The 20,484-nt window shown below is 57.6% G+C and carries 18 protein-coding genes; 7 read left to right on the top strand and 11 right to left on the bottom strand.

All coding sequences use genetic code 11. The features are described 5' to 3' along the window. Nucleotides 1–35: 35 nt before the first annotated feature. Nucleotides 36–995, bottom strand: coding sequence for an NAD(P)-dependent oxidoreductase (locus tag IEX10_RS02155; RefSeq protein WP_188670456.1), 960 nt, complete (start codon nt 993–995; stop codon nt 36–38). Between the two features lie 230 nt (nt 996–1,225). On the opposite strand from IEX10_RS02155, the gene IEX10_RS02150 reads away from it, so the two are divergent. Further along, complete coding sequence (locus IEX10_RS02150; RefSeq protein WP_188670455.1) at nt 1,226–2,137, top strand: pirin family protein; 912 nt, start codon at nt 1,226–1,228, stop codon at nt 2,135–2,137. A gap of 81 nt (nt 2,138–2,218) precedes the next feature. Here IEX10_RS02150 and IEX10_RS02145 read toward each other — a convergent pair whose 3' ends face one another. Then, nucleotides 2,219–2,590, bottom strand: coding sequence for a hypothetical protein (locus IEX10_RS02145; protein ID WP_188670453.1), 372 nt, complete (start codon nt 2,588–2,590; stop codon nt 2,219–2,221). A gap of 227 nt (nt 2,591–2,817) precedes the next feature. Further along, nucleotides 2,818–3,330 (bottom strand): alkylphosphonate utilization protein, encoded by a 513-nt coding sequence (locus IEX10_RS02140; protein WP_188670452.1) that lies wholly within the window; start codon nt 3,328–3,330, stop codon nt 2,818–2,820. Between the two features lie 201 nt (nt 3,331–3,531). Here IEX10_RS02140 and IEX10_RS02135 point away from each other — a divergent pair, with 201 nt between their 5' ends. Both IEX10_RS02135 and IEX10_RS02130 read left to right on the top strand, forming a co-directional pair. Further along, nucleotides 3,532–4,470, top strand: coding sequence for a calcium-binding protein (locus IEX10_RS02135; RefSeq protein WP_188670450.1), 939 nt, complete (start codon nt 3,532–3,534; stop codon nt 4,468–4,470). 162 nt (nt 4,471–4,632) lie between these two features. Next, nucleotides 4,633–5,217: an exopolysaccharide biosynthesis protein gene (locus IEX10_RS02130; RefSeq protein WP_188670448.1), complete on the top strand. Its 585-nt coding sequence runs from the start codon at nt 4,633–4,635 to the stop codon at nt 5,215–5,217. A gap of 81 nt (nt 5,218–5,298) precedes the next feature. On the opposite strand, the gene lepA is transcribed toward IEX10_RS02130, so the two are convergent. Then, entirely contained in the window at nt 5,299–7,098 is a 1,800-nt protein-coding gene (lepA, locus tag IEX10_RS02125) for a translation elongation factor 4 (protein ID WP_188670446.1), read from the bottom strand. A gap of 211 nt (nt 7,099–7,309) precedes the next feature. Here lepA and IEX10_RS02120 point away from each other — a divergent pair, with 211 nt between their 5' ends. Continuing rightward, on the top strand, nt 7,310–7,615 hold the full coding sequence (locus IEX10_RS02120; RefSeq protein WP_188670444.1) for a hypothetical protein: 306 nt from the start codon (nt 7,310–7,312) through the stop codon (nt 7,613–7,615). 47 nt (nt 7,616–7,662) lie between these two features. Here IEX10_RS02120 and IEX10_RS02115 read toward each other — a convergent pair whose 3' ends face one another. From IEX10_RS02115 to hppD, 3 genes are all read right to left on the bottom strand, one after another. After that, nucleotides 7,663–8,061: an H-type lectin domain-containing protein gene (locus tag IEX10_RS02115; RefSeq protein ID WP_229678400.1), complete on the bottom strand. Its 399-nt coding sequence runs from the start codon at nt 8,059–8,061 to the stop codon at nt 7,663–7,665. A 183-nt stretch (nt 8,062–8,244) separates the two neighbouring features. Beyond that, nucleotides 8,245–8,598: a Rieske (2Fe-2S) protein gene (locus IEX10_RS02110; protein ID WP_188670442.1), complete on the bottom strand. Its 354-nt coding sequence runs from the start codon at nt 8,596–8,598 to the stop codon at nt 8,245–8,247. A 6-nt stretch (nt 8,599–8,604) separates the two neighbouring features. Continuing rightward, nucleotides 8,605–9,705 (bottom strand): 4-hydroxyphenylpyruvate dioxygenase, encoded by a 1,101-nt coding sequence (gene hppD, locus IEX10_RS02105; RefSeq protein WP_188670440.1) that lies wholly within the window; start codon nt 9,703–9,705, stop codon nt 8,605–8,607. 154 nt (nt 9,706–9,859) lie between these two features. Here hppD and IEX10_RS02100 point away from each other — a divergent pair, with 154 nt between their 5' ends. Beyond that, nucleotides 9,860–10,339 (top strand): Lrp/AsnC family transcriptional regulator, encoded by a 480-nt coding sequence (locus IEX10_RS02100; RefSeq protein ID WP_188670439.1) that lies wholly within the window; start codon nt 9,860–9,862, stop codon nt 10,337–10,339. Here IEX10_RS02100 and IEX10_RS02095 read toward each other — a convergent pair. Then, nucleotides 10,332–11,510 (bottom strand): MFS transporter, encoded by a 1,179-nt coding sequence (locus IEX10_RS02095; protein WP_188670436.1) that lies wholly within the window; start codon nt 11,508–11,510, stop codon nt 10,332–10,334. The genes IEX10_RS02100 and IEX10_RS02095 overlap by 8 nt on opposite strands. Before the next feature lie 82 nt (nt 11,511–11,592). Further along, nucleotides 11,593–12,783: a DegT/DnrJ/EryC1/StrS family aminotransferase gene (locus IEX10_RS02090; RefSeq protein WP_188670435.1), complete on the bottom strand. Its 1,191-nt coding sequence runs from the start codon at nt 12,781–12,783 to the stop codon at nt 11,593–11,595. A gap of 213 nt (nt 12,784–12,996) precedes the next feature. Here IEX10_RS02090 and IEX10_RS02085 point away from each other — a divergent pair, with 213 nt between their 5' ends. Further along, a complete protein-coding gene (locus IEX10_RS02085) occupies nt 12,997–14,913 on the top strand; it encodes a monovalent cation:proton antiporter-2 (CPA2) family protein (RefSeq protein WP_188670432.1) in 1,917 nt (638 codons plus the stop codon). Here IEX10_RS02085 and IEX10_RS02080 read toward each other — a convergent pair. Next, the gene (locus tag IEX10_RS02080; RefSeq protein WP_188670430.1) at nt 14,910–16,919 is read right to left on the bottom strand and encodes a hydantoinase/oxoprolinase N-terminal domain-containing protein; all 2,010 of its coding nucleotides are present in this window, start codon (nt 16,917–16,919) and stop codon (nt 14,910–14,912) included. The genes IEX10_RS02085 and IEX10_RS02080 overlap by 4 nt on opposite strands. A 184-nt stretch (nt 16,920–17,103) precedes the next feature. On the opposite strand from IEX10_RS02080, the gene IEX10_RS02075 reads away from it, so the two are divergent. Continuing rightward, a complete protein-coding gene (locus IEX10_RS02075) occupies nt 17,104–17,898 on the top strand; it encodes a crotonase/enoyl-CoA hydratase family protein (RefSeq protein WP_188670427.1) in 795 nt (264 codons plus the stop codon). Nucleotides 17,899–18,065: 167 nt separating this feature from the next. Here IEX10_RS02075 and IEX10_RS02070 read toward each other — a convergent pair whose 3' ends face one another. Beyond that, nucleotides 18,066–20,402 (bottom strand): AsmA family protein, encoded by a 2,337-nt coding sequence (locus IEX10_RS02070; protein WP_188670426.1) that lies wholly within the window; start codon nt 20,400–20,402, stop codon nt 18,066–18,068. Nucleotides 20,403–20,484: the final 82 nt, after the last annotated feature.

Genomic DNA, 20,484 nt, shown 5'->3' with positions numbered 1-20,484 from the left:
CCGAAGCCTGCCCGCTGGCCAGCACGAAGTTGGGACTAAAACACACTGTCACGCCCGGTCGGGACCACTTCATAGCCCCGCTCTTCGGGTTCGTCATCGGCCATTTCAGGGGGGAAGCCGGGGGCGCGAATATCAAGCCCCGTGGCCTCTTCCAGACGTTTGATGATATTCGGGGACAGCTCTCGCATCCCGTAACGGGCGATCCCGTCGTCAAAGATCCGACCCAACAACGGCGAAATTTCCAGCGGCACATTATTGCGCTCTGCGATTTCCTGAAACAGGCCGATGTCCTTTTTTACAAGGTCCATCGTAAAGGATATATCCCGCGAACCGTTCAGGATCACCTGACTTTCGGTTTCATGAGAGAAGGAGTTACCGGAACTGATGCGGATCGCCTCAAACGTTGTGTTGAGATCCATTCCCGCCGCTTTGGCCGTGACCAGCGCTTCGGCATTGGCCACCAGATGCACTGTGGCCAGATAGTTTGTCAGCACCTTAAGCATTGATGCGGACCCAAGCGGCCCCGTGTGCAAAATGCGTCGCCCCATGATGGTCAGCACAGGCAGTACCGTTTCAAAGGTTTGACGATCACAGCCCGCGAAGATCGCAATATTGCCGGTGTCAGCGCGGTGACAGCCTCCAGAAACCGGACAGTCCGCCGCCGCGCCTCCGGCTTCAAGCACCAGAGCGCCCAAACGTTCGACTTCGGCCTGATCTGTGGTGGACATTTCCAACCAGATTTTACCCGGCGTCACATAGGGCAGCATCTCTGTCACGACCAAATTGCAGGCCGCAGGCGACGGCAGGCAGGTGATCACCACGTCACAATTCTGCATCATCTCGGCAGCCGAAGACACAGCACGCGCGCCCTTATCGACCATCGCCGCCACAAATTCGGGGTTGAGGTCCAGAACACTGAGGTCAACGCCATTGCGTAGCAGACTTCCTGCAAGTTTATGACCCACATTGCCCAGTCCGATAAATCCGATTTTCATATGCCCTGCCCTTTTCTAACCTAAAGTCTCAGTCAAACGCTTTAACAGGCGCAAAAAATGTACTTCCCCGACATTGCACGGCGCAAACAGACCATATCCCGGATTTCCCGACTTACGCAGGCTCTAACTGTTCGCCGGTTGCGAACACTGCATTCGTCCCTGCCATCTTGGCGAACACTGCGCCGGTACCTAGATTGGAGACAACACTCGATTAAAAAGGAGGCACCACCATGTCCATCCGTCCCGTAAAATCCACCAGTCAGGCCCAACCCACAATGGAGGGTGCTGGCGTGCACCTGCACCGCGCCTTCGGGTTTGCCGACCCGACAGAGCTTGATCCGTTTCTTCTGCTCGATGATTTCCGCAACGAGGACCCGTCGAAGTATGCCAACGGTTTCCCCTGGCACCCCCACCGCGGAATTGAAACGATCACCTATGTATTGTCGGGTGAGGTCGACCATGCAGACAGCCTTGGCAATCAGGGCAAATTGCGTGCCGGTGACGTGCAATGGATGACGTCAGGGCGCGGAATTTTGCATCAGGAAATGCCCAAGGGGAACGCTAGCGGTCAAATGCACGGCTTCCAACTTTGGGCCAACCTGCCGCGGGATCTTAAGATGACCGATCCACGCTATCAGGACGTTGAAGCCAAAGAGATTCCTCTGATTGAAGAGGATGACGGCACTCGTGTCAAAGTCATCGTCGGCAGTTTTTGGGGTCAAACCGGACCGGTTGACGGTATCGCCGCCGATCCGCAGTATCTCGACGTTTATGTGCCTGCCGGTGTGAAGAAGACCTTGCCCGTCGACACCTATCGCCGCGCATTTGCTTACGTGTTTGAAGGCGCGGGTGCCTTTGCGGGCGCATCAGATCCGACCGGCGTTCTGTTGGAAAAGGAAGTGATGGGCGAAGAGGTCAATATCCGCGATATGTCAGGGAACCGCACTTTGGTTCGCTTTGACACAGGCGACAGCATCACTGTGCAAGCCGGCGAAGAAGGGGTCCGCTTTTTGCTGATTTCAGGCAAACCTATTGAAGAGCCAGTGGCGTGGCACGGTCCAGTCGTCATGAATACGCAGGAAGAGCTGCAACAGGCCTTCAAAGAACTGCGCAACGGCACGTTTATCCGCCCCGCCCACTAACGCGGCACAGAAAATACAAAAGCCCTGTCACCCTAAGGTGGCGGGGATGATCCGTTTTGAACGGCCATCCACACTGATGGATCAGATAGCACCCAGCCATTTGAGAAGCGCATAGTAAACCACGCCAAACAGCATCAGGTTCATTACCAGAACGCCCAGCCAGTTGATCCGTTCGCGCGCCTTGTCCCGTGCAACATCCACCCGTCCCAACGCCTTACGCTGGTTGTGCACAATCGCATCAACCCGCTTGGCATCAATCTGCCCGCGACGACGGGGATGAGCTGTACGGCGGCGCGCTTCATCAAGGTAGGCAACATCCTCGGCCACACTGCGCGGCAAGCGTCGCCCGACACGGCGCAGTTTGTTCCTTAGCGATCCACGATGAATTCGGTAAGTGCCGGAAACCAGCGTGTCTATCTCGGCTTCCGCCGCATCAATTACATTATCACTCATTAAAATATCCCCCCAAAGGATAGGTTCACATTACAAGCCGTTCCGGCCCCGATCAATGAGTCGCTGGCGGTGGTTCGACCTAAACCGCTCTTTTACGAACTTCTCACGGGGATAACGTGCGACAGGGTTATTCGTTCCATGTTGCGCACCAGAAAACCGTCCATTTTGGGGTAAGAGCCAACGGGCCGGGAAGTTGTCTCGGCCCCTGCCCTTCGTCGCGCTGGAGGCTATTTCTTTTTAACAAATTCGGTCAGAATAACAATCCGCTGGCCTTCCACCCGACCTTCGATATGAGCCGGATTGTCCGGCACGATGGAAATTCCCCGCACCGCGGTGCCTCGCTTGGCGGTAAATCCAGCGCCTTTCACCGGTAGATCTTTGATCAGAACTACATTATCCCCCGTGACAAGCGGCACCCCGTTACTATCACGATGACCAGTCGCCTTCTGGATGCCTGCCTCGGCCCAAGCCAGCGTTTCCTCGTCTAGGTATAACATATCCATGAGGTCGCGCGCCCAGCTCTCCTCCTCCAACCGCGCAAGCATCCGGTAGGCGAGAACCTGCGTCGCGGGGTCTTCCGACCACATGGAAGACGACAGGCAACGCCAGTGGCTTGCATCCGGCGCAGCACTTTGTTGATCCGTGCAAACAGCGCAAAGATCGACGCTATAGGCCACACCATCACGAGGCACATCAAACGGCGTTACAGCTTGATCGGATTGACATAAGGCACAGAGCATCGGCAGGTTCTTTCATCTTGGGATAGCTTCGCCATAGCAAAGCCCGAAGGCGAGCAACAGCCCAATCGCCTCCACAGCAGGCCACACACCCCCTACCACAGGTTGATACTGCAAAATGTTGATAAAAATCACTTGCGAAGTCACGTGGCTGCGCCAATGATACCGCCCATTGAACACCGTATTTAGAGAGGGACTATTGCAATGTTACTTACTGACACCACAGATCTTGAAAGCTGGGCCGATTATATCAGCAGCCTAGTTGCCATTACCGGAAGCCCTGATTTGACCAAAGGTTTCGACTGGTCCAGCATCAGCAAAATGACTGTGGGAACCTATCTGGACCTGCTCGACACCGTCGAAACCGCGCTGGAGGCCTTTGATTGGTCCTTTTACGCCAGCCTTCTGCCTACAATTCGCACCCAGTTGTCCGCCGCCGGATTGGGCGCAAGCGAGATTGACGCGGCAATCGGGTTTCTGGAAGATTTCATCTCAGGTGATCTGTCTCTTATCACCGAAGGTTTCGACACAGTGCGCGAAGCCCTTGCAGGGTACGCCCCGGGCGACGACCTGATCGAAGCTCTGGCCGGTGGGCCAATCAGCGGCGGCATCCGGCTTGACGGGGATGGCGGCAAGGACGAATTTACCGGCACCGCTTCGGACGATTATCTGTCCGGCGCAGGTGGCAACGACAAGCTGCTTGGCCTTGGCGGAAAGGACGACCTGTTCGGCGGCGGTGGTAGCGATAAATTGCGCGGCGGTGCTGGCAAGGACAAGCTGGAGGGCGGCAATGGGAAAGACAACCTCCAAGGCGGTTCTGGCAACGACACGCTGAAAGGCGGCGGCGGGGCGGATGTGCTGAAAGGGGGCGGCGGCAAGGACAAGATCATTGGTGGCGCCGGAAACGACAAACTCTGGGGCAATCGGGGCGCCGATGACTTCATCTTCAAATCCGGTGATGACCGCGACGTTATCAAAGACTTTAACGTAGGTCAGGATGAAATTGATTTGGCCGGCGCTTCGGTGGATGACATCAGCTTCATCAAAAAGGGCGACGACGTGTTGTTGCGATACGACGACATCAAGGTACTGGTGGAAAACGTCACCCGCGCCGAGATGATGGACGACGACAACTTCATCTGACCCCCGCCTCACCTAAAATCACCACAACTTAACCACGATGGGGCCACGGGAAACCCGCGGCCCCTTACCTTTTCCAAACGGCTGGCGTAAGAGACGGAACCAAATGCCCGCTGACCGGTTAATCCGTCAGGGGACATTGTAACCAATAAAAACACGGTCAAAATGGCACAGGTCAAATCTCACGCGTTGAGCGAAGTCTTGGACGAACTTGAAAACTCGGCCACGGGCGACACCACTGCGGTCTCGGAAGTTATTGATGCCATGGGACGGCGCTCTTTTGCGTCTATCATGCTGATCTTCTCTCTGGTCTCTTCCTCTCCGGTCAGTGCCATTCCGGGCATGACGGCATTCGTTGGGACCGTGATTTTCTTCATCGTTATCCAGATGCTCGCAGGGCGAAACTCTCTTTGGTTGCCACAGTTTATCACCCGCCGCACCATATCCACCGAAAAGCTGCGCAAGGCGATCACATGGCTGCGCAAGCCCGTGCGCTCTGTGGAACGTTTCCTCAAGTCGCGGCTGACCTTCCTATTCCACCGCCCCTACATCTGGCTCCCATTGCTGCTGATTATGGCGCTGACGCTCTGCATGCCGTTTCTGGAATTCATTCCAGGTTCGGGCTCTATCGCATCGATAGTGATCGCTCTTTTCGCCGCTGGCCTGCTAACACGGGACGGGGCGCTGGTGATTGTATCCCTCGTCGCACTGCTCGCCGTTCCCCTCGCCATCTGGCAGATCGGGTTTTAGAGCGCCCGCAACGAAAAACGCCAGCCACACTGGATCATGCGACTGGCGTTTAGGTGTCTTGAGCGCGGATGCGTTACACCCTTAGCTGTCCATCTTCAATGCACTGATGAAGGCTTCCTGCGGGATATCTACCTTGCCGAACTGGCGCATCTTCTTCTTACCGGCCTTTTGCTTGTCCAGCAGTTTGCGCTTCCGGCTGACGTCACCGCCGTAACATTTCGCAGTCACGTCCTTGCGCAGCGCGGATAGGGTTTCGCGGGCAATAATGCGCCCGCCAATAGCGGCCTGAATCGGAATTTTGAACATATGCTGGGGGATCAGGTCCTTCAGCTTTTCAACCATCGCGCGGCCACGGGCCTCCGCACGGTCGGCGTGCACCATTGTGGACAGCGCGTCGACAGGCTCTTCGTTGACAAGGATTTGCATTTTGACCAGCTTGTCCTGCCGGTAGCCTTCCATCTGGTAATCAAAGCTGGCGTAGCCTTTGGTTACGGATTTCAGACGGTCGTAAAAGTCGAACACCACTTCGTTCAACGGCAGGTCATACACCACCATCGCCCGCGTGCCCGCATAGGTCAGGTCAAGCTGGATACCGCGCCGGTCCTGACAGAGTTTCAGCACATCGCCGAGGTATTCATCCGGCACAAGGATCGTCGCCTTGATACGGGGTTCCTCGATGTGGTCCACGTGGGTCAGATCTGGCATATCGGCGGGGTTGTGCAGCTCTTGCATGCTCCCATCGCGCATGTGGATGTGGTAGATGACGCTTGGCGCGGTTGTGATCAGCTCAATATCGTATTCCCGTTCCAGACGGTCGCGGATCACCTCTAGGTGCAGCAAGCCAAGGAAACCGCAACGGAATCCGAAGCCAAGCGCGGCAGAGGTTTCCATTTCGGTGCTGAAAGACGCATCGTTCAGGGACAGTTTGGAAATCGCCTCACGGAGGTCTTCAAACTCGGCGTTGTCCACGGGGAACAGGCCGCAGAACACCACAGGCTGGCTGGGTGCGAAACCGGGCAGCGGCGTTTCGCAGCCCTTCTTTTCACTGGTGATGGTATCCCCCACCTTGGTATCGCGCACCTGTTTGATGGAAGCCGTCATGAAGCCCATTTCACCAGGGCCAAGTACGTCGATATTGTCCATCTGCGGACGAAACACGCCAACGCGGTCCACCGGATAGACGGCATTGGTTGCCATCATGCGGATACGATCGCCTTTGCGCAGATGGCCGTCAATCACCCGCACCAGAACCACAACGCCGAGATAGGCATCATACCAGCTGTCCACCAGCATCGCCTTCAGCGGCGCATCCGCATTACCGGTCGGGGCGGGCAGACGCGTCACGATGGCTTCCAGCACATCGGGGATACCGATACCGGTTTTAGCAGACACCATAATCGCATCCGAAGCATCAATGCCGATCACATCTTCGATCTGCTCGCAAACCCGTTCAGGTTCAGACGCGGGAAGGTCGATTTTATTCAGGACAGGCACAATATCGTGGTCCGCATCAATCGCCTGATAGACGTTGGCCAATGTCTGGGCTTCAACGCCTTGGGTGCTGTCCACGACCAGCAAAGAGCCTTCAACCGCACGCATGGAGCGGGAGACCTCATAGGCAAAATCCACGTGGCCGGGGGTGTCGATCAGGTTGAGGACATAATCCTCCCCGTCGAGCGCACGATACTCGATCCGCACGGAGTTCGCCTTGATGGTGATACCCCGTTCCCGTTCGATATCCATCGCGTCGAGCATCTGCTCTTTCATGTCCCGATCGGCCACTGTGCCGGTGGATTGAATGAGCCGGTCCGCCAGCGTCGATTTGCCGTGGTCGATGTGGGCTACAATGGAAAAATTGCGGATTTTTGATAGGTCTGTCATGGCTCTGGATATGGATGGAAAGCGGCATTTGGTCAATGGGGATTGAGCGCGGGCACTGGGTTTTCGCCACATTTGCGGCGCTGTGGCGCGCGTCTGCCTGATCTGCCCCGATGGCGCTGGCGTTTTGATTGCGTCTTCGCCCGTTTTGTGGCAGAAAGCTCGGCAAAATCGGCGCATCCAGACGCCGGACAGAGGTAATTCAGAGGACACAATGAAAAAGACAATCGTAGCTACATTGACTGTTGCCCTGCTGACAGCATCAGCGCCGGCCTATGCTTCTAAAAAGATCGAACGGGCGTGTAAATCATCAGACCGCCCAGCCTCTGCCAGCCTATGTTCCTGCATCCAGCAAGTCGCTAATGTGAAACTTTCCAGTTCCGACCAACGCCTTGCCGCGAAATTCTTTAAAGATCCCGATCTGGCACAGGAAACCCGACAGTCTGACGACAAACGTAAGGAAAGCTTCTGGCTGCGCTACAAAGCCTTTGGCGCACTGGCCCATAAAACCTGCGGCTGATCATCTTTTAGGTATCGCACAAGCGTTAGGGCGCGCGGGTCTTCCCGTCAGCTCCCGACGCCGCGCCGCAAGGCGCTGACAGGGACAGCCGCACCAATCGCGGACCAACTGGCAGAGGCGCGGGCGATTTTTGTGTCGTCCCATGTCACAAAGCTCAGCACAAATCCTTCGCGGGTGACATCCTCTGCGGTGATGTTGAAGCGCAGGTTCTGCGCCCGTGACGCATCAATCCCCGATATGCCGATTGTAACATGAGGTGGACGCTGGAACGGAGCGGCAAACGCCACTTTAATTTTCACAGCGCGATCACCTTCTTCAGCCCACATCGGCTCATTACCATCGACGTGATTAAAAATCTCGCCGGTGGCAGTAATAATCTGCATGCCAACAAGTGGCGATGTGGTCTGTTGAGAAAATGCTTGCGCCAGTGTCCCTGTCCCGTCCATTTTTTATGCCCACGCCACCGTGCTTGTTCCACCTCCGCATATAGTGACTTAGATCAATTGCAACCAAAAAGTGTAAACCTATACTAAAGTACAGTCTGGCCAACTCAGGCGATCTTTTTAGGCTATTAGGAAAACAGTACTGCGTCTTCACAGAAGAACAAAGAAAATTGGCAGAGCGGGACGTTACTCGCCAACGACCCACTGCTGGCCAGAGAGCCGGATCGGAACAGGCGACAAGGCACAATTCAGTCCAAAACCGGCCACGCCCTGTCCTGTACGCGCATCAAAGACCGCGTCATGGTTGGTGCAAATCAGGCGTGTCCCATCCGCACCAAGCACATCGCCGCGGCTGTCTAACGGCAGAAACTGATGGGGGCACGCATTCACAAATGCGCGCGTGCCCCCACCGTCTTTGACAACAAGGACCGGAAACTCCCCCAGCGTAAGCGCCGTCACCCCCAGCCCCAGCGCGGTGTCGTCGCAAAGGGGGGTGCCGGACGCAGGCGCGTCGGGGAAATCTGTCCAGTCCAGTGTCATCGCTCCTTACTCGGCTGCTTCGATCACGCCGCGTTCGATCTGGTCGGCTTCGATGCTTTCGAACAGCGCTTTGAAGTTGCCTTCGCCAAAGCCGTCGTCGCCCTTACGCTGGATGAATTCAAAGAAGATCGGCCCGATCACGGTCTTGGAGAAGATTTGCAGGAGGATGCGGGTCTCACCGCCGTCTACAACACCTTCGCCGTCAATCAGAATGCCGTGCTTTTCCATCCGCTCAATCGGCTCTTCATGGCCGGCGACGCGCTTGGTGGACATTTTGTAATACATTGGTGGTGGCGGTGGCATGAACTCCAGTCCACGGTCGTTGATTTCATCCGTGGCAGTGTAGATATCCTTGGCCGCAACCGCGATGTGCTGGATGCCTTCGCCTTTGTATTCACGCAGGTATTCTTCGATCTGGGATTTGTCATCCGCACTTTCGTTGATCGGAATACGGATACGTCCGCAAGGCGATGTCAGCGCACGGGAGGTCAGGCCCGTTACTTTACCCGCAATATCGAAGAAGCGGATTTCGCGGAAGTTGAACGTGTCACGATAGAATTTATACCAGGTGTCCATGTTGCCGCGGATCACGTTATGGGTCAGGTGATCCAGATAGTAGAACCCAACGCCTTCAGGTTTTTCGGTGATGTGGAAATCATATTCCTCGGCATAGGCATTTTCGCCTTCGCCGTAGGTGTCCACGAAATACAGAAGCGAGCCGCCGATGCCGATCACAGCAGGCACATCGAGACATTTGTCGTCGCCAGTGTAGGATTCCGCACCCAGTTTCACCGCGTGATCGTGGGCATGCTGCGCATCTACAACGCGCCATGCCATCGACGGTGCGCAGGGACCGTGATCATCTACGAAACGCATCCCGAAAGAACCGGGCTCGGCGTTCAGCACATATGTGATATCGCCCTGCTGCCACAACTCGATCGCTTTGGTTTTGTGGGTCGCGGTGTGTTCGTACCCCATTTTGGTGAACAGCTTACGCAGTTCGTCAGGGTCGCGATGGGCAAATTCGACGAATTCAAAACCGTCTGTGCCTGCCGGGTTCATCTCGGAAATGGTGGATTTTGGTGCATCATGTGGAAACGGGCCCATGGAAAACCTCCGGTTGGTGTTGCAAGTTGTGCGCATCTTAAGAAACGCCTGATGCAATAGGTGCGCAAAATCACCCCCGTTTCGCAGAAACATTGACGTGATATAGCGAAAATTGTAGATTCAATGCAATTAACCTTCATCAAGAGCTAGAACGATGCTCGATTCCACCGACGAAAGGCTGTTGCGTGCGTTGCAGGACAACGCCACAGCCACAGCACAAGAGCTGTCCGAACGTCTGAACATGTCCGCCAGCCAGATCGGGCGACGGCGTCAACGGCTGGAGGCGGAAGGTTACATCACCGGTTATCACGCTTCACTTGATGCGGCGGCACTGGGGCTGTCGGTGCAGGCCTTTGTGCAGGTCTCCATGTCCGGCCACACCCCTGCCAATGCGCAGGTCTTTCAGAAACTGGCGCAGGACCGTCCGGAGGTTGTCAGCCTCTGGACCCTCACCGGAGAGGCGGATTACATGCTGCGGGTCTATTGCCCCTCGCTTGCGGCGCTAAATGCGCTGGTCCATGACGTGTTCCTACCCCATGAGGCCGTTGCCCGCGTGCAGACAAAGATTGTGATGGAGCAGCTGAAAAAGGACGCAGGCCTGCCTGTTTCGTCAGGGGCACAGCGGGTCAGATAGCAGTGCGCCGTGCCAGTACCGCCCGTTTGCGCGCCAGCCCAAGATGCACCGCAATACCGGCGCCAAAGGCGATCAGGGCGAAGGCGATCAGGCCGGAAAAGCCGAACAGCCCAATCATGACCAGAACCACCGGCGTACCGAGCGCATTGCCAAGGTTCCCCATCTGCGCCACCGCCCCTTGTGCGTGGGCGCGGGCCTCGGCGGTGGGGTTCAACGCCGGAACTGCGGAAAAGTTCGCCCCCTGAACAAAGCCAAGCGCGGCAAACATCAGCACTGCAAACAGCGGATTTCCCGCAGAAAGCGCAAAGCCGAGAGTGGCAAGCCCCGCGCAGGTAAACCCGAACACAACCACCAGAACCGGCGCGAACCAGCGTTGCAACAGCACGCCCAGCGTCATCGACACACAGATCCCTGCCAGCGGCATGATCCCGAGCACTGTCGCGCGGCTGTCGTCAGGCAGAAATGGCGGGATGACTGTCAGGATCGCCACAAAGGTCAGCGTGTAACACAGCCACGCCAACCCCGGCGCAGCGCGGGCCGGATCGGTGTATATTTCAATATGCTGGCGCAGAATGCCAAGGGATTTCACCGGCGCACCGGCGCTGTCTTTGGGCAAAACAGCCCAAAGCGCTGCTGCCATTCCAAACATCCACACCGCATGCACGTAGAACAGGCTCGACAAGCCGAAGGCCGCCACCAGCGGTGTGCCAAACCACGCTGTCAGGGCATAGGCCACACCAAAAAACGTGGACCACAGGCTCATCGCGAGGGGTTGGAAACGGGGCTGGGAGATCTGCGAAATCAGCGTCGGGGCCGCGACAACCACCACCAGATGGGACAGACCTTCGATCAGCCGCACCCCAAGCATCACCCCAAGGGGCGGCAAAGCCCCTTCAATCAAAGACGCCACCGCGCCAAGCACCATCCCCGCGATCAACAAGCGCCGCACCCCGAAGCGACCCACCAAAACGCCTGCTGTCAGACCGAAAACGATCCCCAAAAGGCTGATGCCCGACACCAGAAACCCCAGCAAAGGACCGGCACCGCTGTCCGCGTAATGGGCTGAAAGATCAGTAAAAATCAAAGAGAATTTGGCAAACTGCGTGGCCGCGCCCAATCCTGCGAACCACAGAAGGAAAACGGTTAGAACGGATTTTTGCGCGTCAGTCATGGCGCCGTTTCTGACGCCGCGACACGGGGAGCGCAAGCGGGAAACGCGCCCCCGCCTGCCCTGTTCTTACGACGTGCTGCGTTCAGGTTCCAAAGGCGCGGCGCTCTGGCAAGGTATTTTCAGCAGCCAGCACCAACGCCTGTGCAACCGCGTCCACTTCGGCTTCGCTCAGGCGTGCAGGCAGACGCACATCACAAGCCCGCATCAACATGGCACGGGTGGCAGGCAGTTCGCGCTGTTCTGGCAGGAACTCCCAGTTCCAGAAGGCCCGCGCATTGTCTTTGGACATGCCAAACAATTGCACCGTCACGCCAAGCTGCGCCGCTTCAGCCACAAAGGCCTGCGCCTGCGCATCCGTCACATCGCACAGGTTGAACTGGATGCTGTCGGGGGCACGTTCCTCACCGTTCAGCGCGTCTGGCACCTGCAACCAAGGGGTTTGGTTCAACGCCGCCGCCAGCCTGTCGTGATTGCGCCGTCCGTCTGCCACACGCCGCGGAATTTCAGCAATTTGCGGGCGGATGATCGCGGCCGAAAGATTGGACAGCCGCAGGTTATAAAGCGGCAGTTTGTTCTGCCAGCGGGCAAACTGATTGGTCAGATGCCCGTGTTTCTTCCAGTTGTGTTCATATGCGCCAGACATGATAACGGCGCGAGCCACCAGTTCGGCATCATCTGTGACAAGGATGCCGCCCTCGCCAGCGTTGATCAGCTTGTAGCTTTGGAAGGAAAAACACCCCACGCGCCCAATGGTCCCGATGTTCTGCCCCTTCCATGTGGTGCCAAGGGAATGAGCCGCATCCTCGACCACCGGAATATCCCGCGCATCACACAGCGCCATGATCCCGTCCATATCAGACGTATGGCCCCGCATATGGCTGACGATCACGGCAGAGATATTGTCGTCCAGACGCGACTCGAAATCTGTCAGATCAATGCGGTAATTCTGCCCGACTTCACACAGAACCGGCACACAATCCGCATGGATCACAGCAGACGGAACAGCCGCGAAGGTAAAGCCCGGTATCAGAACCCGCGCATCCCGAGGCAGGTCCAGTGCCTTAAGGCTAAGGAACAGCGCAGCAGAGCAACTTGACACTGCCAGCGCGTATTTCGTCCCCATCTCGGCGGCGAATTCCTGTTCCAGCAACGTCACAGGTGCGTCTTGCGCGGCGGTGTAGCGGAACAAATCGCCGCTTTGCAAAATCCGTTCGATTTCGGCTTTGGCAGCGGCGGGAATGGACTCGGCGTCATGCATATTGGGAAGGGTCATAGGTTCCGATTTCCTGAAGGTAACTTTCGGTTTAAATAAAGAAACTTTGTCACAAACCCAAGACGTTTGTTTGAAAACCAGCTGACATCTGCCGGAACTCGCAGGCAGAGACACACAAAACCGGCATACTGATGAACTATTAGCGGCTTTAACACTTGTCAGAACATGCAAACCGCATACCCTAGAAGAATACCCATAACCCACAGGAATTTTATGGAAAGTTTTCTCCTTCAGGCATCAATCTATCTGGCTGCAGCCGTCATCGCGGTGCCAGTGGCAAAACGGGCCGGACTTGGCTCTATTCTTGGCTATCTGGTCGCCGGTGTGCTGATCGGGCCGGTCTTCGGACTGGTGGGGAGCGAGACCAAAGACCTGCAACATTTCGCGGAATTTGGTGTGGTGATGATGCTGTTCATCGTCGGACTGGAACTGGAGCCCAAGGCCCTGTGGGATATGCGTCACCGGCTGATCGGGTTGGGCGGATTACAAGTCGTTCTGACCACCCTCGCGGTTAGCGCGGCCTTCTTTTCCTTCGGACAGCCTTGGCATATTTCGGTGGCGATCGGCCTGATATTTGCCCTGTCCTCCACCGCGATCGTTGTGCAGACGCTAAACGAAAAACGCCTGATGCAAACCCACGGCGGGCGCTCTGCTTTTTCTGTGCTGTTGACGCAAGATATTGCCGTGATCCCGATGCTGGCCCTGATCCCGCTGCTGGCAGTGGGGGACTTTAGCAATTTCGCCAGCCAAGGGGCCGAGGAACATTCTGATATGTCCCTCATCGCAGGACTTCCGGGTTGGGGAGTAACGCTGGTTACACTCGGCGCGGTCGGGGCGGTGATCCTGTTCGGGATTTATTGCACCCGCCCGATCTTTCACTTCATCGCAAAGGCCCGCCTGCCCGAGATCTTCACCGCCGTGGCACTGTTGCTGGTTGTGGGCATTGCTCTTCTGATGACGCTGGTAGGCCTGTCCCCCGCGCTCGGGACTTTCCTTGCGGGGGTTGTACTTGCCAACTCGGAATACCGGCACGAATTGGAAACGGATATCCAGCCCTTCAAAGGCCTGCTGCTGGGGCTGTTTTTTATTACTGTTGGGGCAGGCATCAACTTCGCAGTCCTCTGGGAGCACCTTGCCTATATACTCGGCATGACGCTGATTATGATGCTTATCAAAGGGCTGGTGCTTGCGGGGCTTAGCCTGTTGTTCAAACTGAAGGGGCGTGACCAGTGGCTTTTTATCCTTTCGCTTGCCCAAGCGGGGGAGTTCGGCTTTGTCATGCTCTCTACCACCGTGCAGACCAGCGTGATCCCCTATGCGCTGTCCCAACAGCTTTTGCTAATCATCGCCTTGTCGATGCTGCTGACGCCCCTGTTGTTCATTGTCTATGACCGCCTGTCCAGCCGCATGGCGGATGACACACAGCACCATGAAGAAGACACGATCGACGAAGAAGGCACGGTGATTATTGTGGGCATCGGGCGCTTTGGTCAGATCGTGAACCGGCTGGCGCTGGCGACAGGGATTAAGACCGTGGTGATCGACCACAAGATCGACCAGATCGACGCAATGCGGCGCTTTGGGGTGAAGGGGTATTTCGGGGATCCGACCCGCCCAGACATGATGCATGCCGCCGGTCTGATGAACGCGAAAATTCTGGTGGTTGCAGTGGATGACAAGGCGGCGGCTGTCAAACTGGTGGATCACGCCCGCAAGGAACGGCCCGATCTCTACATTATCGCCCGTGCCTATGACCGCGACCACGTTTACCATCTTTATCGCGCCGGTGCTGATGAAATCATCCGCGAGACCTTTGACAGCGCCATGCGCGCGGGCAAAAAGATGCTGCAGGGCATGGGCTGGCCAGAGTATGAAGCCGAGCGCGCGCACGACCAGTTCTTTGAAGCCGACCGCCACGCGCTGGCTGAACTTGCGGAACTTTGGGATCCAAACATCCCGAACGAAAAGAACGACAAATACGTTGCCCGTGCGCGGGAGGTAAATTCGGACCTCTACACCAGCTTTTTGTCAAACCTGACGAAGATTGTGGAAAACGACGAGGAGATCGAGTTCCCACCCACCAATGAATCCGCCGACCTGATCGCCCGCGCAGAAGACCCTGATACCTAGGTTGCGATGCGCGGACGGCCCGAGGCTACGGCGGTCAGCTCCGCCTCAACGAATACGTCCCGTCCGTCAATCACCGCGTTGCGCAGATCTGTTTCCACTTGAAGGCGAATGCCATGTGCGCCGGAGTCGCGCGCAGCTGACATCACGTCTTCGCGAAGGCGGTTTTCCAGCGTGGTGAGGGCCAGATCGAGATCGTTAAAATCCTTTGGTCCTTCGATGAAATGCACACGATAACGGCTTTCACCGATGCTGGTGATCAGACCGGATTTGCGCATAGAGATTTGCCCTACCACCGCGCCGATTGCATTGGCGACACCGGCGTGTTCGGGCAGGATCACAGGGGTCGAAAGCCGCTTTCCAACAGCGCCATAATAACTGTGCGCCGAAGCACCAAGCCCGATCACCGGCAGGTTCAGCCCCACGTTCAGCGCCACCAACCCGCGATGCTGTTGCGTGCCAAACCGCGTCAGCACATGGCGGGCCAACTGGTCCTCTGGCAAACCGAAATCCGCATCGTCCTCGGCGAAGGCTGTCTCTAGCAGCGTGTCGCAGGTCTGTTGGGTCAACTGGTCAATAATCCGTGTGGCAAGCGTGGAACCATCCGGCGCAATGCGCTGCCCTGCCCCGTTGCGCTGGCGCGAGAACAGCTCCAGCCCGAAATCGGCGGCGTCCTTGTTCCAGCTGTCCAGAATGCCGCTCACATGGGCCGCATCGGACGGGGTAATCGCGGCAATCATCACCAGCCCCCGCGCCACCAGCCGGTCCAGCGCCGAACCGTCAAGCCGGTTTGACAGCAGGCTGCCCAACTCCCACGCCTGCGAGCCGATCCGTTCCAACAGACGGGTTTCCCGCGCGTCCAGTCCCGCAGGCACCTGCCCTGACAGGCGCACCGGAACCACGAAGCGACCATCGTATTCGCCAACGCGGTCCTTGCTGCATTGGCGCTCCAGCGCGGCTGGTATCACATCTGGATATTGCAACGCCGCCAGAGACAGCGGCAGCACGCGGCGCGGGCCAAGCCGCAAGCCGCCCGACAGTCCGTCCCGCTGCAAATGCACCTCGCTGTCCCCGCCAAGTCCTGTGGTGCGCATGGCAACGGCCTCGACCATAGTGCGCAAACCGCCCACCCTTGCCCCGTGCGGATCAATCATCGGACGCCCGTCCCGCAGGACTGCTACATCTGTGGTGGTGCCGCCGATGTCACTGACCAGCGCATCGGATTCTCCGGTCAACCAGCGCGCGCCAACGATGCTCGCCGCCGGACCGGACAGGATGGTTTCAATCGGCCGCTCCCGCGCCATATCTGCCGAGATCAACGCACCGTCGCCCCGCACCACCATCATCGGTGCTGTCACTCCGATCCGGTGCAGATAGTCCTGCGTGGCCCCGATCAGATGGTCGATCATCCCGATCAGCCGGGCGTTCAACACAGCCGTCATCGCCCGCTTTGGCCCGCCCAGTTTGGCCGAAAGTTCATGGGAACAGGTCACAGGCAGACCGGTGCGCGCGCGGATCAAATCCCGCGCGGCGATTTCATGGGCAGGATTGCGGGTGGCAAACTGGCTGGCAATGGCAAAGCCTGTGACCGCCCCATCCAGCCCGTCCAGCGCCTGTTGCAATGCGTCTGCATCAAAGGCGGCGGCTTCGCTGCCTGAATGACTGTGCCCGCCGCTGACACGGATCACCGGATCACCGCGCAGCGCATCTTCCAGCCCCTGACGGGCGATGTCTTTTTCATCAAACCCGATAAACACCAGCGCGACCCGTGCGCCCTGTCCTTCGACCAGTGCGTTTGTGGCCAGCGTAGTGGACAGGGACGACAGCGCAATCTGGTCCGGTGCAACTGAGGCCGCATCCAGAACCGCCTGCACCGCCTTGCCCACGCCCTCGGACAGGTCGTGACGGGTGGTCAGGGATTTGGCAGAGGCGATCACCTCGTCCTCACCACGGATCAGAACCGCGTCTGTATAGGTCCCGCCTGTGTCTACTCCGAGAAGAAGTGCCATCCTGTCCGCCTTTGTTATTCTGCCAAGGGTTCTAGCCCGAAGTTACCGCCGCGTCAGGACAAAAAGCGACGCGGCTTGCAGGTTTGCGGCACCGTAACGCGGCCTACGCCACGTCACAGGCAGCGGGGCTTCTCTGGGGGCGGAATTTGTCGCAAACTGTGCAAAATTCCATAGGAGAACCGCCATGTACGAGCGTTTGGAAATTACCATCAAGGATCACGTGGCCGAGGTCATGCTGAACCGGCCCGAGAAGAAAAACGCGTTGGATACGCAGTTTTTCGATGAACTCGCCGCCGCGGGAGAGGAGTTGCAAGGCAACGCGGATGTGCGAGCGGTGGTGCTTTATGGGGCGGGCGGGTGTTTTTGCGCCGGTATCGACACCAGCGCGCTGATGGAGTTTTCCGCGAACATCAACGAAATCCGCGAAATGCTGGCCACACCGCCGGAGCACGGACGCGGCAACCGTTTCCAGCGCCCGACGGTGGCGTGGCAGGAACTGAAAGTGCCGGTGATCGCGGCTGTTGAAGGGGTCGCTTTTGGCGGTGGCATCCAACTGGCACTGGCTGCGGATTTCCGCTTTATGGCGCCGGATGCGAAAATGTCGATCATGGAGGCAAAGTGGGGGATTATTCCGGATATGGGCATCACCCAGTCCCTGCCTCAGTTGATGCGGGCGGATCAGGCGAAAGAACTGATTATGACGGGGCGCGTGTTCGGGGCGGATGAGGCATTATCGCTGGGTCTGGCGACGTGGCTGGCGGATGATCCATTAGAACAGGCGCGTGCGATGGCGGCAGATTTGGCGGCACGCTCCCCCGAGGCGGTGCAGGGCAGCAAGGCGCTGGTGGATCAGGTCTGGTCTGCAGGACGTGAAGGTCTGGCGCTGGAAGGGGCGTTGCAGGCAAAAATCATCGGCTATCCGAACCAGATGGAAACCGTGATGGCGCAGATGCAAAAGCGCGCGCCCGTCTACAAATAACAACCGTGCGCGGATCAGGGGGCGAGACGGTCCCCTGATCACCCTGCATATATGAAGCGTCTTACAAGACGCGTCTTATATCACGCGTCATATATGAAGCTTCATATATGACGCTTCAAAATTGCAGGGTCATCACCACGCAAAAGCACAGTCCCCGCCCCACCGCATTAATCAAACAGCTTGCGCAGCGCGTTGCCAACCTCGTCTTCCAGCTTCTCCTTAGCCTGCTCTTCCAGCGATTTGGCTGCATCGTCCTCAGCGTTACGCCGTTCCAGCTCCTTGCGCAGCTTTGCCTTTAACGCGGCCTCGGGATCTTTCAGCTTTTCCTTCACTTCCTTCAGCTTTTCCTGCGCCCGCTGAACATCGGCGTTGTCCTTCAGCTTGCCGTCAAGCAACAGGTTCAACAGCTTGTCCAGATCGGGACGGAACTTCAGGTTCTGCCAGGGCCCTGTTATCATCACCGGAACCGAGAACTCCGCGCCTTCAGACAGTCGTGTCGGCGTCACCACATAATTCATCGCTTGCCCGCCAATATCGACCGAGCCTTTCCCCGCAGCACGAAACAGCGGGCTGACCAGCGACAGATCCACATTCTGCAAAACGCCTTTTTCCATCGAGAACGTGCCATCCAGACTGGTGAACTCCGTCGCGCCTTCAAACCCGCCGAAGGCCGATTTGAGGTTGCGCATCATCGCCGCCAAATCGATGCCCCGTATCGCACCGTTGCCAAATTTGACGGACCCGTTGCCCGACAGCGATGTCATGATCTCATGCACACTGCCCCCTTGCGCGCGCAGCGACAGTTTTGTCGTGCCGGTCCCGCGCAGCCGATCCATATCCAGCAGTTGCGACAAAAGCGGTTCCAGTTCCACATCCCGCGCGATTACATCTGTTTCAAATGCAACCGAGGAACCGCCGCGCAGGGTAACACTGCCCGTTATAGCTCCCTGAAATATCCGCACGTCTCGCAAATCAAGCGCAAGCAGCCCATCGCGCAACCGCGCGTTTATCAGGGTTTTCCCCAACTGACTGACCCCGAGATCAACGCTGGTTGCACTCAGCGCTACATCCGCGTCAATCGCATCCAACCCTTGAAGGCGGATCGGCTCCTTCGACCAGCCCGAGCCCGCGCTGGCATCGGTGCCTGCACCGTCTGCCCCAACAGAGGCGTTGTCCGCGATATAGTCCGACAGATCCAGCTTGCCCGCATTCAGCGTGGCTTCCACATAGGGGGGATCTTGGGGACGGAAGGCGATTTCACCGGAAACAACATTCTGGTCCAGCGTGATCTCGACGTTCTTCAAACGCGCCTTACCAGAGGCCGCAATCCGCAGATTTCCGTCCAGTTTGGCGGTTTGGAAGGTTCCTTTCGGCGTGCCGGTTTCAATCCCCGCCAGACGCAAAGTGCCGCGCAGGTCCGAAAAACGCGCCAGCATCTGTCCTGACAACAGGTTCGGTCTTGCCTGCCCTGCCCGTCCTTTGAAATCCACATCGCCCATACCTTGCAATGACACGAAGCTCTCCACCTCAAACTCCGGCGTCTCAAGCCAGCTGTCATCGCCCGTCACGCTCAACCGGCCTGTCATCGGAGTTTTACCGTACACCCCCTTCAGGCTGGCTTGCGTGAACACGCCAGCGCTCGACAGCAACAGCTTACCCTCAAGCGCCAGATCGGACAGCGCCACCAGCTGATCCGGCGCATCCAGACCAAAGCGGACAGCCGTGCCCGCCGGATCACTGACATTGGCAGAAAGCGCTGCATCCACCGTCGGAAATCCGTCGCCAAGACCCGCGTTTCCATCAAACCCGAGCGTGTCGCCGCCCAGTTTCAGCGAACCCGAAACCGTCGAGATACCGTTATCCAGCAAGGCAGGCCAATCCCCGAGCACCGCCTGCACAGCGCCCTCAAAGCCGTTTAGATCACCCGAAAGTTCAATCTGCGCCGTGGTCGTTCCTTTGGGCAAAGACACAGTGCCGTTGATCCCGCTGAGCGCATGACTGCTCCCAGTGCTGTGGTCGCGGAAATGAACGTCACCGTCCACGATCCGCCCCAACTCCAACGAAGGTTGCGCGCTGGCCGATTGCTCTTGCGGGGTGCCAGCGGTTTCCTCCGTCAAGGCACCTGTCAGTTCCCAGTTAGCACGGCCCGTTTCATCCCGTTCCAGATACACAACAGGGGAAAGAAGCTCGAAGGTTTCCACCTCCACACTGCCCCCAATCAGCGCTGACAGGTTCACCCCCACGGTGGCCCCCTTGGCTGCAATCATCAGCGGCTCGCTCGCCCAGTCAGCATTTGAGACTGTGATCGCGCCTGTCTTCACGCCAAGGGTCGGGAACAGCGTCGGGCTGAAATCACCCGACAGGGTCAGCTTCCGCCCTGTCTGGCGTTCCAACTGGTCAGAGGCCAGCTGTCCGATCCTGTCTGTGGGCAACAGGAACAACAGCCCCACTGCAACGATAACACATGCGACCAGCGCCACAGCAATCCGGAACAACCAACGCATCACAACCCCCGTAAAGTCTTAATCAATATGGCGCTTGTTTAGCAGCCTTGGCAAGGTGCAGACACTGCGTTCTGACACCATT

The sequence above is a fragment of the Neptunicoccus cionae genome, from assembly GCF_014643735.1.
GTDB lineage: Bacteria > Pseudomonadota > Alphaproteobacteria > Rhodobacterales > Rhodobacteraceae > Amylibacter > Amylibacter cionae.
The sequence above is the reverse complement of the archived record's forward strand: the minus strand, read 5'-3'. Positions and strand labels throughout refer to the sequence as shown.

What these genes read in the sequence shown, in the direction of transcription:
- IEX10_RS02085 (WP_188670432.1), top strand. Translation starts at nt 12,997, where the DNA reads ATGGAAAGTTTTCTCCTTCAGGCATCAATCTATCTGGCTGCAGCCGTC.
- IEX10_RS02070 (WP_188670426.1), bottom strand. Translation starts at nt 20,402, where the DNA reads ATGCGTTGGTTGTTCCGGATTGCTGTGGCGCTGGTCGCATGTGTTATC.
- lepA (WP_188670446.1), bottom strand. Translation starts at nt 7,098, where the DNA reads ATGACAGACCTATCAAAAATCCGCAATTTTTCCATTGTAGCCCACATC.
- hppD (WP_188670440.1), bottom strand. Translation starts at nt 9,705, where the DNA reads ATGGGCCCGTTTCCACATGATGCACCAAAATCCACCATTTCCGAGATG.
- IEX10_RS02100 (WP_188670439.1), top strand. Translation starts at nt 9,860, where the DNA reads ATGCTCGATTCCACCGACGAAAGGCTGTTGCGTGCGTTGCAGGACAAC.
- IEX10_RS02115 (WP_229678400.1), bottom strand. Translation starts at nt 8,061, where the DNA reads ATGGACGGGACAGGGACACTGGCGCAAGCATTTTCTCAACAGACCACA.
- IEX10_RS02120 (WP_188670444.1), top strand. Translation starts at nt 7,310, where the DNA reads ATGAAAAAGACAATCGTAGCTACATTGACTGTTGCCCTGCTGACAGCA.
- IEX10_RS02110 (WP_188670442.1), bottom strand. Translation starts at nt 8,598, where the DNA reads ATGACACTGGACTGGACAGATTTCCCCGACGCGCCTGCGTCCGGCACC.
- IEX10_RS02095 (WP_188670436.1), bottom strand. Translation starts at nt 11,510, where the DNA reads ATGACTGACGCGCAAAAATCCGTTCTAACCGTTTTCCTTCTGTGGTTC.
- IEX10_RS02140 (WP_188670452.1), bottom strand. Translation starts at nt 3,330, where the DNA reads ATGCTCTGTGCCTTATGTCAATCCGATCAAGCTGTAACGCCGTTTGAT.
- IEX10_RS02135 (WP_188670450.1), top strand. Translation starts at nt 3,532, where the DNA reads ATGTTACTTACTGACACCACAGATCTTGAAAGCTGGGCCGATTATATC.
- IEX10_RS02130 (WP_188670448.1), top strand. Translation starts at nt 4,633, where the DNA reads ATGGCACAGGTCAAATCTCACGCGTTGAGCGAAGTCTTGGACGAACTT.
- IEX10_RS02145 (WP_188670453.1), bottom strand. Translation starts at nt 2,590, where the DNA reads ATGAGTGATAATGTAATTGATGCGGCGGAAGCCGAGATAGACACGCTG.
- IEX10_RS02075 (WP_188670427.1), top strand. Translation starts at nt 17,104, where the DNA reads ATGTACGAGCGTTTGGAAATTACCATCAAGGATCACGTGGCCGAGGTC.
- IEX10_RS02150 (WP_188670455.1), top strand. Translation starts at nt 1,226, where the DNA reads ATGTCCATCCGTCCCGTAAAATCCACCAGTCAGGCCCAACCCACAATG.
- IEX10_RS02155 (WP_188670456.1), bottom strand. Translation starts at nt 995, where the DNA reads ATGAAAATCGGATTTATCGGACTGGGCAATGTGGGTCATAAACTTGCA.
- IEX10_RS02080 (WP_188670430.1), bottom strand. Translation starts at nt 16,919, where the DNA reads ATGGCACTTCTTCTCGGAGTAGACACAGGCGGGACCTATACAGACGCG.
- IEX10_RS02090 (WP_188670435.1), bottom strand. Translation starts at nt 12,783, where the DNA reads ATGACCCTTCCCAATATGCATGACGCCGAGTCCATTCCCGCCGCTGCC.